Source organism: Streptomyces sp. NPDC058880 (assembly GCF_042742535.1).
Taxonomy (GTDB): Bacteria; Actinomycetota; Actinomycetes; order Streptomycetales; family Streptomycetaceae; genus Streptomyces.
Genome location: NZ_JBHYMC010000044.1, coordinates 17651 through 32766, shown reverse-complemented (window position 1 = coordinate 32766; position 15116 = coordinate 17651). Strand labels below are relative to the sequence as shown.

Here is a 15116-nt window from a genome sequence, read left to right as displayed (position 1 = left end):
GCCGGAGGGACACCCCCGGGGCCACGTCCGGATGGCGGAATACCGGCGGATACCCTGGAGGAGTGACGTTCCCGGTAGTCGGCATGGTCGGCGGCGGTCAGCTCGCCCGCATGACCCACGAGGCGGGTATCCCCCTCGGCATCAGATTCAAGCTCCTCAGTGACACACCACAGGACTCGGCGGCCCAGGTCGTGAGCGAGGTCGTCATCGGCGACTATCGCGACCTGGAGACGTTGCGTGCCTTCGCGCACGGCTGTGACGTGATCACCTTCGACCACGAGCATGTACCCACGGAGCACCTTCGGGCCCTGGAAGCGGACGGCATCCCCGTCCGCCCGGGGCCCGACGCCTTGGTACACGCCCAGGACAAGGGGGTGATGCGCGCCAAACTCGACGAGATCGGCGCGCCCAGCCCCCGCCACCGGATCGTGAGCGATCCGGCGGACGTGACCGCCTTCGCGGACGAGGTGGGCGGCTTCCCCGTCATCCTCAAGACCGTGCGCGGCGGCTACGACGGCAAAGGGGTGTGGTTCGTCCGCACCCCGCAGGACGCCGAGGCCCCGTTCAAGGCGGGCGTCCCGGTCCTCGCCGAGGAGAAGGTGGACTTCGTCCGCGAGCTCGCGGCGAACATCGTCCGCTCCCCGCACGGGCAGGCGGTCGCCTATCCCGTCGTCGAGTCCCGCCAGGTGGACGGGGTCTGCGACACGGTGATCGCTCCCGCGCCGGACCTCTCCGAGGAGCTGGCCGGCGAGGCCCAGGCCCTCGCCCTGCGCATCGCGCAGGAACTCGGCGTGACCGGTCACCTGGCCGTGGAGCTGTTCGAGACCACCGACGGCCGGATCCTCGTCAACGAACTGGCGATGCGTCCGCACAACAGCGGTCACTGGACCCAGGACGGGGCCGTGACCTCCCAGTTCGCCAACCACGTGCGCGCGGTCCTGGACCTGCCGCTGGGCGACCCGCGCGCCCGCGCCCCGTGGACCGTCATGGCGAACGTGCTGGGCGGGGACTACCCCGACATGTACGCGGCCTACCTGCACTGCATGGCCCACGACCCCCAGCTGAAGATCCACATGTACGGCAAGGACGTGAAACACGGTCGCAAGGTCGGCCACGTCAACACCTACGGCGACGACCTGGACGATGTGCTGGAGCGCGCACGCCACGCCGCCGACTACCTCAGAGGAACGGTCACGGAATGAGCACCACCGCCGCAGGCCCCGTCATCGGCATCGTCATGGGGTCCGACTCGGACTGGCCCGTGATGGAGGCCGCCGCCCAGGCCCTCGACGAGTTCGAGATCCCCTACGAGGTCGACGTCGTCTCCGCCCACCGGATGCCGCGCGAGATGATCGAGTACGGGGAGCAGGCCGCCGAGCGCGGCCTGAAGGCGATCATCGCGGGCGCGGGCGGAGCCGCCCACCTGCCCGGCATGCTCGCCTCGGTCACCCCGCTGCCGGTCATCGGCGTGCCGGTGCCGCTGAAGCACCTCGACGGCATGGACTCCCTGCTGTCGATCGTCCAGATGCCGGCCGGGGTTCCCGTCGCCACCGTCTCGGTCGCCGGCGCGCGCAACGCGGGCCTGCTGGCCGTACGGATGCTGGCCGCCCACGACACGGAGCTGTTGGCCCGGATGCGCGACTTCCAGCAGGAGCTCCGCGACCAGGCCACCGAGAAGGGCAAGCGGCTGCGCACCAAGGTCGCGAACTCGGAGTCCTTCGGGTTCGGCAAGTGAGCGCGGCGCAGCGCCTGGCGGAGGCGCGCGAGCTGCTGGCCGAGCACCCCGTCGTGGACGGTCACAACGACCTGCCCTGGGCGCTGCGCCAGCAGGTGCGCTACGACCTCGCGCAGCGGGACATCGCGGGCGACCAGTCCGCACACCTGCACACCGACATCCCCCGGCTGCGCGCCGGGGGGGTCGGGGCCCAGTTCTGGTCGGTCTACGTCAGGTCCGACTACGCGGGCGACGAAGCGGTCAGCGCCACCCTGGAGCAGATCGACGCCGTGGCCCAGCTGATCGACCGCTATCCCGGCGACCTGGTGCGGGCGCTGACGGCGGACGACATGGAGCAGGCCCGAGCCGGCGGCCGGATCGCCTCGCTGATGGGCGCCGAGGGCGGCCACTCCATCAACAACTCGCTCGCCACGCTGCGCGCCCTGCACCGGCTGGGCGTGCGGTACATGACGCTCACCCACAACGACACCATCGACTGGGCGGACTCGGCGACCGACGAGCCCCGGCACGGCGGCCTGACCGCATTCGGCCGCGAGGTCGTCCGCGAGATGAACCGCGTCGGCATGCTGGTGGACCTCTCGCACGTCGCCGAGACGACGATGCGGGACGCCCTCGCCGTCTCGTCCGCGCCGGTGGTCTTCTCGCACTCCTCGGCGCGCGCGGTCTGTGACCACCCGCGCAACATCCCCGACGACGTGCTGGCGCTGCTTGCGGCCAATGGCGGGGTGGCGATGGCCACCTTCGTGCCGAAGTTCATCCTGCCGGAGGCGGTCGAGTGGACCCTCGCCGCGGACGAGAACCTGCGGACGCACGGCTTCCACCACCTGGACACCACCCCTGCGGCGATGGCCCTGCACCGGGCGTTCGAGGCGGACCGTCCGCGGCCGGTGGCCACGGCCGCCACCGTGGCCGACCACCTGGACCACATGCGGGAGGTGGCCGGCGTCGACCACATCGGCATCGGCGGGGACTACGACGGGACGGCCTTCACCCCGTCCGGCCTGGACGACGTGGCCGGCTATCCGAACCTGGTCGCCGAACTCCTGGCGCGCGGCTGGTCCAGGGCCGACCTGGCGAAGCTGACCTGGTCCAACGCGGTCCGCGCGCTCCGCGACGCGGAAGCGGTGGCGCGCGACCTGTCGGCGACCCGGGGACCGTCGAACGCGGTGATCTAGGGCCCGTCCGGCAGATCGGGGGGCGGGCGCGCCGCCGGGTTCGCCGGGCCGCGGCACCGGTGCGGTACGGCCCCCGTCACCGCCCCAGTGCGGTGACGGGGTGTGACCGAGGTTCACTCGAACGCCGCACCTACCGGGCGTCCGCGGCGTGGCACGTGTCACGGTGTCAGCACCTCTCCCTGCTGCCGCCGAGACCGGAGCGAACGCCATGGCCGACCTGCAGGATGAACCCCACTCCGCGGGCATCGGGGCCCAGGACCTCCCGGCCCCCGCCGGACCCGAGACGAGGGCGAGCGCTCTCGAACGGGCCGCCGCGCTGCTGTCCGCCCACCCCGTGGCCGACGGGTGCAACACCCTGGTGTGGACCCTGCGTCAGAGCCCGTACCACGACATCGAGACCTCCGAAGCGGGCGTCGACACCGACATCCCGCGGCTGCGCGCGGGGGGAGTGGGGGCCCAGTTCTGGTCCCTGCTCGTGCCGCCGGAGGCCCCGTCCCGCGAGGACGCGGCCGGCGACTGGGCGGTCGCCGACACCCTGGAGCAGATCGATGCCGCGCTGACCTTGGTCCGCCGCTACCCCGACAGCCTCCGCCTCGCGCTCAGCGCCGACGACATGGCGGACGCCCGCAACCGCGGCCGCATCGCCTCGTTCCTCGGCCCCGTGCCGGGCCGGACGCTGACCGGTTCGCTGGGCGCGCTGCGCGCCTTTCACGCGCTGGGCGTACGGGCCCTGGCGCCGGCGGGAGCGCCCTGGGCGCAGGAGACGCTGACGGCCTTCGGTCACGAGGTCGTGCGGGAGGCGAACCGGCTGGGGATCCTGCTGGACCTCACGGGATGCGTGCCGGCGGTGGCCCGCCGGCTCACGGAGGCATCCAAGGCTCCGGTGGTTATCTCGAACACGGCGGCTGCGGCGCTGAACCCGCATCCGGGGAACGTGCCCGACGAGGTGCTCGCCCTGCTGCGCGAGGCGAACGGCCTCGCGATGGTCACCTTCGACGCCGCGCGCACTGGGGACTCCCTGCACGCGGTGGCGGACCACCTCGACCACGTACGGGCGGTCGCGGGCCCCGAGGGCGTCGGACTGGGAGCGGCCTTCGGAACCGAGCCGCTGGGCCCCCGCCCAACCGGTCTGACCGACCCCTCGGGCTATCCGCGGCTGATCGCGGAACTCCTGGACCGCGGCTGGTCGGAGTCCGATCTCGCCCTGCTCACCTGGGGCAACGCCCTCCGCGTGGTCCGCGACGCGGAATTCACCGCGCGCCGCCACCCCGGCCCCACCGCCCCCGTCTAGAGCCTGGCCGGCGGATCAAGGCGCGGTACTCGGGCACCCCCCCCGGCGACGCCTCCGGGCCCGGGGGTACGCGTCCGGGGGGCACGCGCCGCGCCGGGCGGACCAGCGCAGCCTCCCCGCAGGGGTCAGGCCCGGGGCCGGCCCATCGCCCGGTAGGTCCAGCCGGCGGCACGCCACCGCACCGGGTCCAGCGCGTTGCGACCGTCCAGCACGAGCCGGTCGGTGACGACGGAGGCGAGCTCCGCCGGGTCGAGGTCGCGGAACTCGCGCCACTCGGTGAGGTGGAGGACCACCTCCGCGCCCCGGGCCGCCGCGAGCGCGGAGTCCGCGTACCCGAGGGTCGGGAAGACCTGCCGGGCGTTGTCCATGCCCTTGGGGTCGTAGACGGTGACCTGGCCGCCCTGCAGGTGGATCTGGCCCGCCACGTTCAGGGCGGGCGAGTCGCGCACGTCGTCCGAGTCGGGCTTGAAGGTGGCGCCGAGTACGGCGACCCGCTTGCCGAGGAAGGACCCGCCGACGGCCTCGCGGGCCAGCTCCACCATGTGGCCGCGCCGCCGCATGTTGATGGAGTCCACCTCGCGCAGGAAGGTCAGTGCCTGGTCCGCGCCCAGCTCGCCTGCCCGGGCCATGAAGGCCCGGATGTCCTTGGGCAGGCAGCCGCCGCCGAAGCCGATTCCGGCGCGCAGGAACTTCGCGCCGATCCGCTCGTCGTAGCCGATGGCCTCCGCCAGCTTGACCACGTCACCGCCGGCGGCCTCACAGACCTCCGCCATCGCGTTGATGAAGGAGATCTTGGTGGCGAGGAAGGAGTTGGCGGCGGTCTTCACCAGCTCGGAGGTCGGGAAGTCGGTGACGACCAGCGGGGACCCCTCCGACACGGGGGTTTCGTACACCTCGCGCAGCAGCTTCTCGCCGCGCTCGCCCTGGACGCCGATGACGATCCGGTCGGGGTGCAGGGTGTCCTGGACGGCGAAGCCCTCCCGAAGGAACTCCGGGTTCCAGGCCAGCTCCACGCCGTCGCCCGCCGGGGCCAGCTCCGTCAGCTTCGCCGCCAGCCGCTGCGCGGAACCGACCGGCACCGTGGACTTGCCCACGACCAGCACCGGTCGCGTCAGGTGCGGGGCCAGCGAGGCCATCGCGGAGTCGACGTAGGACATGTCGCACGCGTACTCGCCGTGCTTCTGCGGAGTGTTCACGCAGACGAAGTGGACGTCGCCGAAGGCGCCCACCTCCTCGTAGGAGGTGGTGAACCGCAGCCGCCCGGTCGAGCCGGGCAGTCCGGCCACGTGCTTGGCCAGGAGTTCCTCCAGGCCGGGCTCGTACATCGGCACCCGGCCCGCGGCCAACATCTCGATCTTCTCCGGCACCACGTCCAGGCCCAGCACCTCGAAGCCCAGCTCCGCCATCGCCGCGGCGTGGGTCGCGCCGAGGTAGCCGGTGCCGATCACAGTGATCCTGAGGGGGGCCATGGGTGCTCCAGAGGTGCGGGGCCGTGTGCGGCCACTGAGCATAGTCGGGCCGACACACGGGGACGTTCCCCAGGAGCACCGTCTCTGTCACGCAGCTCACGTGGCCTTTCCATATCGCCATCCGTGACCGGGACACTAAACTTGGGTTACTTAACGGTAGTTAGCATCACGTATCGCGTATCACCCTGGGGAGTGAGAGATCTTGGCGGGTTCTGCCGACTTCGACCTGTACCGCCCGGCCGAGGAGCACGACATGCTCCGCGAGTCGGTCCGCTCGCTCGCCGAGGCGAAGATCCTGCCGTTCGCAGCCGCCGTCGACGAGGAGTCCCGCTTCCCGCAGGAGGCCCTCGACGCGCTGGTCGCCAACGACCTGCACGCCGTCCACGTGCCCGAGAGCTACGGCGGTGCGGGCGCCGACGCCCTCGCCACCGTGATCGTGATCGAGGAAGTGGCCCGCGTCTGCGCCTCCTCCTCCCTCATTCCGGCCGTGAACAAGCTCGGCTCCCTCCCGGTGATCCTCTCCGGCTCCGAGGAGCTCAAGGCCAAGTACCTCGGCCCGCTCGCCAAGGGCGACGCGATGTTCTCGTACGCCCTTTCCGAGCCGGACGCGGGCTCCGACGCCGCCGGCATGAAGACCCGCGCCGTCCGCGACGGGGACTTCTGGGTGCTCAACGGCGTCAAGCGCTGGATCACCAACGCGGGCGTCTCCGAGTACTACACGGTCATGGCCGTCACCGACCCCGAGAAGCGCTCCAAGGGCATCAGCGCCTTCGTCGTCGAGAAGTCCGACGAGGGTGTGTCCTTCGGCGCCCCGGAGAAGAAGCTCGGCATCAAGGGCTCCCCGACCCGCGAGGTCTACCTCGACAACGTCCGGATCCCCGCCGACCGCATGATCGGCGCCGAGGGCACCGGCTTCGCCACCGCGATGAAGACCCTCGACCACACCCGCATCACGATCGCCGCCCAGGCGCTCGGCATCGCCCAGGGCGCCCTGGACTACGCCAAGGGCTACGTCCAGGAGCGCAAGCAGTTCGGCAAGCCGATCGGCGACTTCCAGGGCGTGCAGTTCATGCTCGCGGACATGGCCATGAAGATCGAGGCCGCCCGCCAGCTGACCTACGCGGCCGCCGCCAAGTCCGAGCGCGTCGACTCCGACCTGACCTTCTTCGGTGCCGCGGCCAAGTGCTACGCCTCCGACGTGGCCATGGAGGTCACCACGGACGCCGTCCAGCTCCTCGGCGGCTACGGCTACACCCGTGACTACCCGGTGGAGCGCATGATGCGCGACGCCAAGATCACGCAGATTTATGAAGGCACGAACCAGGTTCAGCGGATCGTCATGGCGAGGAACCTGCCGTAGCCGCAGGGCTCCGGCCAGCGTGAACCAGGACGACCCCCGGCCACGGCCGGGGGTCGTCCTGTACGGGATCCGCCGCGGCGGAGCACCCCTCGGGCTCGCCGTCGCCGGGTTCGTCCCGGTACGGGGCGCCTGCGGAGGGACCGGCTCCGGGCGGCCCGGGCGGCAACTGCCCGCCCCCACCGGTCCGTTCACTCCCTGGCAGGGTGAACACCCGGTCATTCCATGACATACCGAGCGCGGAGCCCGTGCGGTGCGCGCGCAGTTCGACACATCCGGCACCGGCCTGAGGGCGCCCCCGGATGGGCTAAATTTGGACCTTCGTACGCCGGAATCGGTTGGGGAGAACGCAATGACGGAAGCGATCCTGCTGGTCGGCGGACAGGGGACACGGCTGCGTCCCGTGACGGTGAACACGCCCAAGCCCATGGTCCCCACGGCAGGCGTCCCGTTCCTCGCGCACCAGATAGCCAGGGCCGCCGCCGCCGGTGTCACCCACATCGTCATGGCCACCTGCTACCTCGCCGAGGTCTTCGAGCCCTACTTCGGGGACGGTTCCGATTTCGGTCTCAGCCTGGAGTACGTGGTCGAGGACGAGCCCCTGGGAACCGGCGGCGCCATCCGCAACGCCGGGCAGCGCCTGACCGGCGGCCCCGACTCCTCCGTACTCGTCTTCAACGGCGACATCCTCACCGGCCTGGACATCCGTGGCCTCGTGGACGCGCACGAGGCGGCCGACGCCGACGTCTCCCTGCACCTGGTGCGGGTCGAGGACCCGCGTGCCTTCGGCCTCGTCCCCACCGACCCCGACGGGCGGGTGCTCGCCTTCACCGAGAAGCCGCAGACGCCTGAGGAGATCATCACCGACCAGATCAACGCCGGCTGCTACGTCTTCCGCCGCAGCGTCATCGACTCCATCCCGGCCGGCCGCCCGGTCTCCGTCGAGCGCGAGACCTTCCCGGGCCTGCTCGCCTCCGGTGCCACGCTGCACGGAGTCACCGAGAACACCTACTGGATGGACCTCGGCAAGCCCGAGTCCATCATCCAGGCCTCGGCCGACCTCGTCCGCGGCGTCGTCCCCTCCCCGGCCGTTCCCGGCCGCCGCGGCGAGTCCCTGGTGCTGCCCGGCGCGCAGGTCGCCGCCGGAGCCAAGCTGTCGGGCGGCACCGTCGTCGGCGCCGGCGCCCGGATCGAGGCCGGTGCGGACGTCCAGGGCACCATCGTGCTCGGCGACGCGTTCATCGGCCCCGACGCGCAGGTGAACGCCAGCCTGATCGGCGCCCGCGCCCGTGTGGGTGCGCGGACCGTGCTGGACGGCGTCGTCGTCGGTGACGGCGCCGTCGTCGGCGCCGACAACGAACTGCGGGCCGGCGCCCGGGTGTGGTGCGAGGCGGAGCTGCCCGCCGCCGCCATCCGCTTCTCCCCGGACGCCTGAAGCCCGGCCCGGGGAGGCGGGCGGGTCGCCGCCGCGGTCAGTTGCCGCGGACGGTGACCTTCTCGTCGTTCTGGATCTGCTTCACCAGCTGCTGCACCTTCGCCTTGTCCCAGACGAGGTTGCCGCCGCGCTGGCCGGAGATCGGGATGTTCATCGACACACCGTCACCACCGTTGACGCCCTTCATCGCGAAGAACATCTGGCCCATGTCGTACAGGCTCATGTCCTTGTCGACGATGAGGGTGTCCAGGCCTGCACCGAGCATCGGGTAGAGCGCGAACGGGTTCAGGATCGTGGAGGGGGTCGCGGCCTGGTTGGCGAGCGCCGCCAGGAACTTCTGCTGGTTCTTCGTCCGCTGGAGGTCCGACTCGGCGAAGGCGTAGCGGGTCCGTACGAAGGCCAGCGACTGCTCGCCGTTCAGCGTCTGCCTGCCCGCCTTGAAGTCGGCGCCCGACTTCTCGTCCTTGAAGCCCTGCTCGATGTCGAGTTCGACGCCGCCCAGCGCGTCCACGATGTTCGCGAAGCCGGCGAATCCGATCTCCGCGTAATGGTCGATCCGCAGCCCCGTGTTGTGCTCGACCGTCCGCACCAGCAGCTCGGGGCCGTCCTCCGCGTACGCCGCGTTCAGCTTGACCCGCCGCCCCGTCCCGGCGAACTTCTTGCCGGACTCGGAGCCGACGAAGGAGGGGATCTCCACGTCCGAGTCGCGCGGCAGCGAGACCATCGTGTTCCCGCTGGAGCACTTCGCCAGGATCATCATCGAGTCGGTCCGCTTGCCCTCGGCCGAGCCGGTGTGGAGCTTCTTCTTCTCCTCGTCGGACATGCCCTCACGGCTGTCCGAGCCCACGATCAGGTACGTCGTGCAGTCGCCCTCCTTCGGCCGCTCGATGACCTTGGAGAGGTCCACCTCGCGGCGCACCTTGGAATCGGCCCAGAAGTAGGTGGAGACGGACGTCACGAGGAGCGCGGAGCCCAGCACGATCGAGCCGATCTTGATGCGCTTGCGCCAGTCCGGGGCCGGACCGGGCGCGCGCCCGGGGCCTCCGGGGCCCGACGGTCCGCCGGGACCCTGCGGCCGGCCCGGGGCGCCGCCCGAGGGCGAGCCGTACACCTGGCCGGTGTTGTAGCCGCTGTCGAAACCGCCGTACGCGTCGTGGCCGCCGGCCTGCTGCTGGGGGACGCCGGGCGGCGGCCCGGCCGGGCGCTGCGGCCGCGGCGGCGCGGGCTGCGGGGGCCTGGGCGGCTGCTGGGGCTGCCGCTGGATGTGCCGCATCCGCTGCACGCCTTCGGGCTGCGGACGCGCGCTGCCGCGTCCGTAGGCGTCGTCACGACCTTCTGGCCAGTCATTCATGGGCCAAGGATGCCCGGCCGGGCAGCGCCTCCGACAGCCCGGGGGAGATTCCGTACCGGTGCTGTTGCAGAGCTGATGCCTCCACGACCCAACTAAGGTGTCCGTATGACACAGATACCGGGCGAGCTGCCCGGGAAGCCGACCGCCGCCTCCCGGACGACCCTCAGCCACATCATGACCGCCAACGACACCAACCTCCTCGGCACGGTGCACGGTGGCGTCATCATGAAGCTGGTCGACGACGCCGCAGGCGCCGTGGCGGGCCGTCACTCCGGCGGTGCGGCGGTCACCGCCTCCATGGACGAGATGGCCTTCCTCGCCCCCGTGCGGGTGGGTGACCTCGTCCACGTGAAGGCCCAGTGCAACTGGACCGGCCGCTCCTCCATGGAGATCGGTGTGCGCGTCCTGGCCGAGCGGTGGAACGAGTCCACCCCCGCCACCCAGGTCGGCAGCGCCTACCTGGTCTTCACCGCGGTGGACTCCGACGGCAAGCCCCGCCGGGTCCCGCCGGTGCTCCCGGAGACGGAGCAGGACGAGCGCCGCTACCAGGAGGCCCAGATCCGCCGCACCCACCGGCTCGCCCGCCGCCAGGCCATCGTGGCCCTGCGCGAGGAGCGCGCCGCCCAGGGCTTCGACGACTGACCTGCGACGACTGACCTGCGACGACTGAGCTGCCGGGGCCCGTACGGCGCGGGCCCGGGACGGCGGCGCCCGCGGACCCTCCGGGGGGTCTCCGGCGGCCCGGGGCGGGAGCCTCCTCAGCCGCCGCAGACCACCTGATCGCCGCTGACGACACCGAGGGAGCCCTGGTAGGGGTCCTCCGCGCGCACCGGCACCACCTTGCGGTAGTCGGTGCCCGCGATCACGGTGACCGTCCGGCCCTGCCCGGCGACCGCCCGCAGCTCACTGCCCGGGAGCGCCGTCGCCACCGACCGCGCCGAGCGGTCCCAGCGGGGGTCGTAGGTGATCACCGTGCGCTTGACGTCGCGGCTCGCGCCGTTGCCCGGGGCCCGCGTGGTGTCGAAACCGGTGGCGCGCAGCGCGGAGTCGACGCGCCCGCCCAGCCCGTCGATCCGGGTCCCGTTCTCCACCTGGACCCGGACCTGCGCGGGGGGTACATCCACCGGTACCGCCGCGGGGCGGCCGGCGGCCCCCTTCCCGGTCCGGGCCGGGGCCAGCGGCCGGTCCTCGCGCAGCGCCTCGAAGAGCTTGGCGGCCTTCGGCTCGTCCCACTTCACGGTGGACCCGATGCCCTTGACGCGGAAGGAGGGGCTGCCGATCGGCACCGAGGCGAACTCGGAGGAGGAGGGGGTGAAGCCCCGCATCGCCTGCCCGAGCGCCAGCAGCTGTTCCGAGCCGAAGCCCCGGTCGGCGCGGACCGAGCCCAGCAGGGTGGAACTGAGCTCCTTGAACTTGACCGGGTTCAGCAGCACCCCGCCGGCGGTTGCCTGCTTGATCAGCGCGGCGACGAACCGCTGCTGGCGCTGCATCCGGCCGAGGTCGGAGGCACCGTCGACATGGCGCGAGCGCACGTACTGAAGGGCCTGCCCGCCGGTCAGCCGATGGGTGCCGGGCAGCAGGTCGAGGCCGGTGTTCGGGTCGCGCATGGTCTTGGCGGTGCAGATCTCCACGCCGCCCATGGCGTCGACCGTCTTCATGAAGCTGGTGAAGTCGACCTCCAGGTAGTGGTCGATCTTCACCCGGGTCATGTTCTCGACCGTCCGCACGGTGAGGTTGGGCCCGCCCTCCGCGTACGCCGCGTTCAGCCGCACGGGGTGCGGCTTGTGCTCCTTGCCGGTGACGAGGTCATGGTGCGCGGGCACCTCGGCGTAGCTGTCGCGGGGCAGGCTGACGACGCTCGCCCGCTCCTTGTCCGCCGACAGGTGCACCAGCATGATCGTGTCCGTGCAGTGGCAGGGCGCCCCGCCCAGGCGGTACTCGCGCTTCTCCTCGGGGCTGATCTTCTCCCGGCCGTCGGTGCCCACCAGCAGGAAGTTGATGCCGTGTCCGGCCTGCGGGCGGTTCTTCATGTCCTTGAACGGGTCCACCCGCTCGATCCCGGTGTCCAATCCGGTCATCACGGCGTGCCCGATGGCCCCGGAGCCCAGCACCGCCACCGACAGCCCGGCCGCGATCCGCAGCCCCCAGCGGGGCCGGCCCTCCCGGGGCCGGGCCGGTCCGCCGCCGCCGCGCCGCACGCGCTGCGGCCGGGGCGGGCCGGCGGGACGGATGGGGCGGTGCGGTTGGGGCACGGTGGACACCTCCGCGGGAGCACAGGGATACCGGTCGAAGGACGGGCCGGCCTTCGGGTGGCTCAGCCGGCTGATTCGACAGAACAGTAGGCCCATACGATCAGCCTCTGTCCTTACCGGTCGTTCGGCGCGCACCCGGTTCCCCCGTACGCGGTAACGTGACACCGATACCCGACCTTGAAGGACCACATGCCCGCCCAGCAGCCCGCAGTCTCGGTGATCATGCCGGTGCTCGACGAGGAGCACTACCTCCGCGAGTCCGTCCGCCACATCCTGGAACAGGAGTACGCGGGCGAGATGGAGGTGGTGATCGCACTCGGGCCGTCCACGGACCGCACCGACGAGATCGCCGCCGAACTCGTCGCCGAGGATCCCCGAGTCCACACCGTCCCGAATCCCACCGGCCGGACCCCGGCGGCGCTCAACGCCGCGATCAAGGCCTCGCGTCACCCGATCGTGGTACGCGTCGACGGCCACGGCATGCTCTCACCGAACTACATCGCCACCGCCGTCCGCCTTCTGGAGGAGACCGGTGCGCAGAACGTCGGCGGGATCATGCACGCCGAGGGCGAGAACGCCTGGGAGGAGGCCGTCGCCGCCGCGATGACCTCGAAGATCGGCGTCGGTAACGCCCCCTTCCACACCGGTGGTCGGGCCGGCCCGGCCGAGACCGTCTACCTCGGCGTCTTCCGCCGCGAGGCGCTGGAGCAGCAGGGCGGCTACAACGAGGAGTTCATCCGCGCCCAGGACTGGGAGCTGAACTTCCGCATCCGCGAAGCCGGCGGGCTGATCTGGTTCTCGCCCGAGCTGAAGGTCCAGTACCGTCCGCGCCGCTCGGTCAGGGCGCTGGCCAAGCAGTACAAGGACTACGGCCGGTGGCGGCACGTGGTGGCCCGCTACCACTCGGGCTCCATCAACCTGCGCTACCTGGCCCCGCCGGCCCTCGTCTGCGCGATCGCCGCGGGCGTGGTCGTGGGCGTGACCGTCAGCCCGCTGGGCTTCGCCGTGCCGGCCGGCTACCTCGCGGCCATCGCCGCGGGCTCCGTCCCGGCGGGCAGGGGGCTGTCGCCGAAGGCCCGGGTGCAGATCCCCCTCGCCCTGGCGACCATGCACCTGTCCTGGGGCTTCGGCTTCCTGACCAGCCCGCGCGCCCTGGCCGACAAGCTCATCGCGAGCCGCCGCCCGGCCGTGGTCCCCGGTGTCCCGCAGGCCTGAGGCACAGCAGCTCCTGTCGTCGAAGCAGCGCCGTCCGGGCGGGACTTCGACGGCAGGGACCGAGGGGCCCGGCGGGGAGAGCGCGATCGTGCGCGGCCTCCCCACCGGGCCCCTCCTGTGTGCCCGCTACCAGGTGAAGCCGGGCTGGACCGCCATGCAGGCCTGGTCGTTGTCGCCGTTGAGCGCGTGGGCGGAGTCCGGCGCCTTGGTCGGGGCCGGCGGCGGCGGGGTGGGCGTGGCGCCGGTCCGCCAGTCCTTGCCGACGAACACGACGATCCCGGCGACCTGGTCGGACCTCTGCACCGAGCCGGCGGGCAGGCCGAGCGCGGTGGCCACGGCGGCCGCGTCGGCCGCCTGGGCGTCGGTGGCGTAGCGGACCACCGAGGTGTCCTCGGCGCCCGTCCGGTTGTCGGCGACGGCCTTGGTGAAGCCCTTGCCGGTGAGCAGGGCGGCGACCTCGCTCGCCCGGCCCTTCGCGACGGCCTGGGCGCCGTCCTTGCCCCCGGTCGCGTTCCGGACGGCTACCGCGATCTTCGCGGGCGGCGCGGTCGTGGCGGCGGCCGCCGGTGCCGAGGTCGCCGGCTGGGCCGGGGCGGAGGGCGACGCGGGCGTGCCCGGGGTCGCGGTGGCCGCCGGGTTGCCCGAGCCCTGGCCGTCGAGGGGGATGTCCTCGCGGACCATCCGGAACAGGTCCTCGGCCTCGCCCGGCTTGGGCTCGACACGGCCGTCCAGGCCGGGCTTGGAGCTGTAGACCCAGGGCATGGTGGTCATGGTGATCCGGCCCGGCGGGACCTTCTTCAGCTCCATGCTGAGGTCGAACAGTTTGTCGATCTTGTTCAGGCCGGTGTCCACCACCATCGCCTCGATCGCCGCCTGGGCCAGGCTGTTGAGCTTGACCGGGTTGCTGAGCTTGGCGTTCTTGCGGAACTCCCGGGCCATCGAGTTCATGTACTGGTGCTGGGCGTGGGTACGGCCTATGTCGGTGCCGTCCTCGAAGCCGTACCGGGTGCGCAGCCACTGCAGGGCCGTCTCGCCCTGGATGACGCTCGTGCCCTTGGGCAGCTTCAGGCCGGAGCCCTTGCCGTCCCGGGTGCGGGAGTGCACGTTCTGCTCGACGCAGACCGGGACACCGCCGATGGCGTCGGCCATGCGGACCACGCCCTTGAAGTCGATCATCATGAAGTGATCGATGGGGATCTTGGTCAGTTCGGTCCAGGCGGCGACCGTGCAGCCCGGCCCACCGCGCTGGATCGACTCGTTCGTCTGGACGAGGCCCTTGCTGGCCGGGTGCACCGTCCCGCCCGGCTCGGTGCACTTGGGCATCATCAGCATCGTGTCGCGGGGCATCGAGACCACGGACATGTTGCTGCGGTCCGCGGACAGGTGCACCAGCATCTGGACGTCCGCGAGCGGCGGGCCGTCGAAGGTGTCCTTGGCTCCGCCGAGGGCCTGGTTCTCCGCGTCGTCGCGCGCGTCGGAACCGATGAGCAGGATGTTCAGCGGGGTCTGCCCGAAGGCGTTGGGCTTGGAACCGCCCAGCTTGTTCTCGCCGAGGTTCAGCGCGTCCGTCTGGATGCTGCCGTTCAGGTGCCGGTAGTAGAGGTAGCCGGCCGCCGCCGTCCCGAGTATGAGCAGGGACAGGATCGCGGAGACCCAGCGCAGCACGCGCCGGCGGCTCCTCGCGGGGGGACGGGTGCCGGCCGTGCGGGTCGGATCCGAGCCGTTCCGCTGGCGGGGCACCGTGCCGGGCGCGCCGGCCCCGCCGTCGGGTATGTCCCCGTCGGCCTGGGCGCCCGCCCCCTCCTCCCGCACGTCGCTGTGCCTCACGCGCATCCC

General features: G+C 71.9%; 12 protein-coding genes. 8 read left to right on the top strand and 4 right to left on the bottom strand.

The window, feature by feature from the left end; all coding sequences use genetic code 11:
- The first annotated feature begins 62 nt into the window (after positions 1-62).
- The 4 genes from ACFW2G_RS22870 to ACFW2G_RS22855 all read left to right on the top strand — a co-directional run bounded on the left by ACFW2G_RS22870 (position 63) and on the right by ACFW2G_RS22855 (position 4201).
- The gene (locus ACFW2G_RS22870; protein ID WP_078556799.1) at positions 63-1202 is read left to right on the top strand and encodes a 5-(carboxyamino)imidazole ribonucleotide synthase; all 1140 of its coding nucleotides are present in this window, start codon (positions 63-65) and stop codon (positions 1200-1202) included.
- Positions 1199-1735 (top strand): 5-(carboxyamino)imidazole ribonucleotide mutase, encoded by a 537-nt coding sequence (gene purE, locus ACFW2G_RS22865; RefSeq protein ID WP_037925298.1) that lies wholly within the window; start codon positions 1199-1201, stop codon positions 1733-1735. Before ACFW2G_RS22870 ends, purE begins: the two co-directional genes overlap by 4 nt.
- A complete protein-coding gene (locus ACFW2G_RS22860) occupies positions 1732-2910 on the top strand; it encodes a dipeptidase (protein ID WP_037925300.1) in 1179 nt (392 codons plus the stop codon). Before purE ends, ACFW2G_RS22860 begins: the two co-directional genes overlap by 4 nt.
- A 208-nt stretch (positions 2911-3118) precedes the next feature.
- Positions 3119-4201: a membrane dipeptidase gene (locus ACFW2G_RS22855; RefSeq protein ID WP_384582476.1), complete on the top strand. Its 1083-nt coding sequence runs from the start codon at positions 3119-3121 to the stop codon at positions 4199-4201.
- Between the two features lie 125 nt (positions 4202-4326).
- Here the strand turns inward: ACFW2G_RS22855 and ACFW2G_RS22850 are convergent, their stop codons facing one another.
- Entirely contained in the window at positions 4327-5670 is a 1344-nt protein-coding gene (locus ACFW2G_RS22850) for a UDP-glucose/GDP-mannose dehydrogenase family protein (protein WP_037925304.1), read from the bottom strand.
- A gap of 202 nt (positions 5671-5872) precedes the next feature.
- On the opposite strand from ACFW2G_RS22850, the gene ACFW2G_RS22845 reads away from it, so the two are divergent.
- Positions 5873-7030 carry an acyl-CoA dehydrogenase family protein gene (locus tag ACFW2G_RS22845; protein WP_037925307.1) on the top strand — a complete coding sequence of 386 codons (1158 nt, stop codon included), beginning with the start codon at positions 5873-5875 and terminating at the stop codon, positions 7028-7030.
- Between the two features lie 349 nt (positions 7031-7379).
- Positions 7380-8462 (top strand): sugar phosphate nucleotidyltransferase, encoded by a 1083-nt coding sequence (locus ACFW2G_RS22840; RefSeq protein ID WP_384447938.1) that lies wholly within the window; start codon positions 7380-7382, stop codon positions 8460-8462.
- A gap of 37 nt (positions 8463-8499) precedes the next feature.
- Here ACFW2G_RS22840 and ACFW2G_RS22835 read toward each other — a convergent pair whose 3' ends face one another.
- A complete protein-coding gene (locus ACFW2G_RS22835) occupies positions 8500-9813 on the bottom strand; it encodes an LCP family protein (RefSeq protein WP_384447934.1) in 1314 nt (437 codons plus the stop codon).
- A 105-nt stretch (positions 9814-9918) separates the two neighbouring features.
- Here ACFW2G_RS22835 and ACFW2G_RS22830 point away from each other — a divergent pair, with 105 nt between their 5' ends.
- Positions 9919-10455, top strand: a complete 537-nt coding sequence (locus ACFW2G_RS22830) for an acyl-CoA thioesterase (protein WP_037925311.1) — start codon at positions 9919-9921, stop codon at positions 10453-10455.
- 116 nt (positions 10456-10571) lie between these two features.
- Here ACFW2G_RS22830 and ACFW2G_RS22825 read toward each other — a convergent pair whose 3' ends face one another.
- Positions 10572-11954, bottom strand: coding sequence for an LCP family protein (locus ACFW2G_RS22825; RefSeq protein WP_037925570.1), 1383 nt, complete (start codon positions 11952-11954; stop codon positions 10572-10574).
- A gap of 300 nt (positions 11955-12254) precedes the next feature.
- Here ACFW2G_RS22825 and ACFW2G_RS22820 point away from each other — a divergent pair, with 300 nt between their 5' ends.
- Entirely contained in the window at positions 12255-13280 is a 1026-nt protein-coding gene (locus tag ACFW2G_RS22820; protein WP_384447931.1) for a glycosyltransferase family 2 protein, read from the top strand.
- Between the two features lie 126 nt (positions 13281-13406).
- Here the strand turns inward: ACFW2G_RS22820 and ACFW2G_RS22815 are convergent, their stop codons facing one another.
- Positions 13407-15113 (bottom strand): LCP family protein, encoded by a 1707-nt coding sequence (locus ACFW2G_RS22815; protein ID WP_384447927.1) that lies wholly within the window; start codon positions 15111-15113, stop codon positions 13407-13409.
- Positions 15114-15116: the final 3 nt, after the last annotated feature.

Bases quoted from the DNA above. Each gene is read 5' to 3' on its own strand.
- ACFW2G_RS22830 (WP_037925311.1), top strand. From the start codon at position 9,919: ATGACACAGATACCGGGCGAGCTGCCCGGGAAGCCGACCGCCGCCTCC.
- ACFW2G_RS22840 (WP_384447938.1), top strand. From the start codon at position 7,380: ATGACGGAAGCGATCCTGCTGGTCGGCGGACAGGGGACACGGCTGCGT.
- ACFW2G_RS22850 (WP_037925304.1), bottom strand. From the start codon at position 5,670: ATGGCCCCCCTCAGGATCACTGTGATCGGCACCGGCTACCTCGGCGCG.
- ACFW2G_RS22820 (WP_384447931.1), top strand. From the start codon at position 12,255: ATGCCCGCCCAGCAGCCCGCAGTCTCGGTGATCATGCCGGTGCTCGAC.
- ACFW2G_RS22815 (WP_384447927.1), bottom strand. From the start codon at position 15,113: ATGCGCGTGAGGCACAGCGACGTGCGGGAGGAGGGGGCGGGCGCCCAG.
- purE (WP_037925298.1), top strand. From the start codon at position 1,199: ATGAGCACCACCGCCGCAGGCCCCGTCATCGGCATCGTCATGGGGTCC.
- ACFW2G_RS22835 (WP_384447934.1), bottom strand. From the start codon at position 9,813: ATGAATGACTGGCCAGAAGGTCGTGACGACGCCTACGGACGCGGCAGC.
- ACFW2G_RS22855 (WP_384582476.1), top strand. From the start codon at position 3,119: ATGGCCGACCTGCAGGATGAACCCCACTCCGCGGGCATCGGGGCCCAG.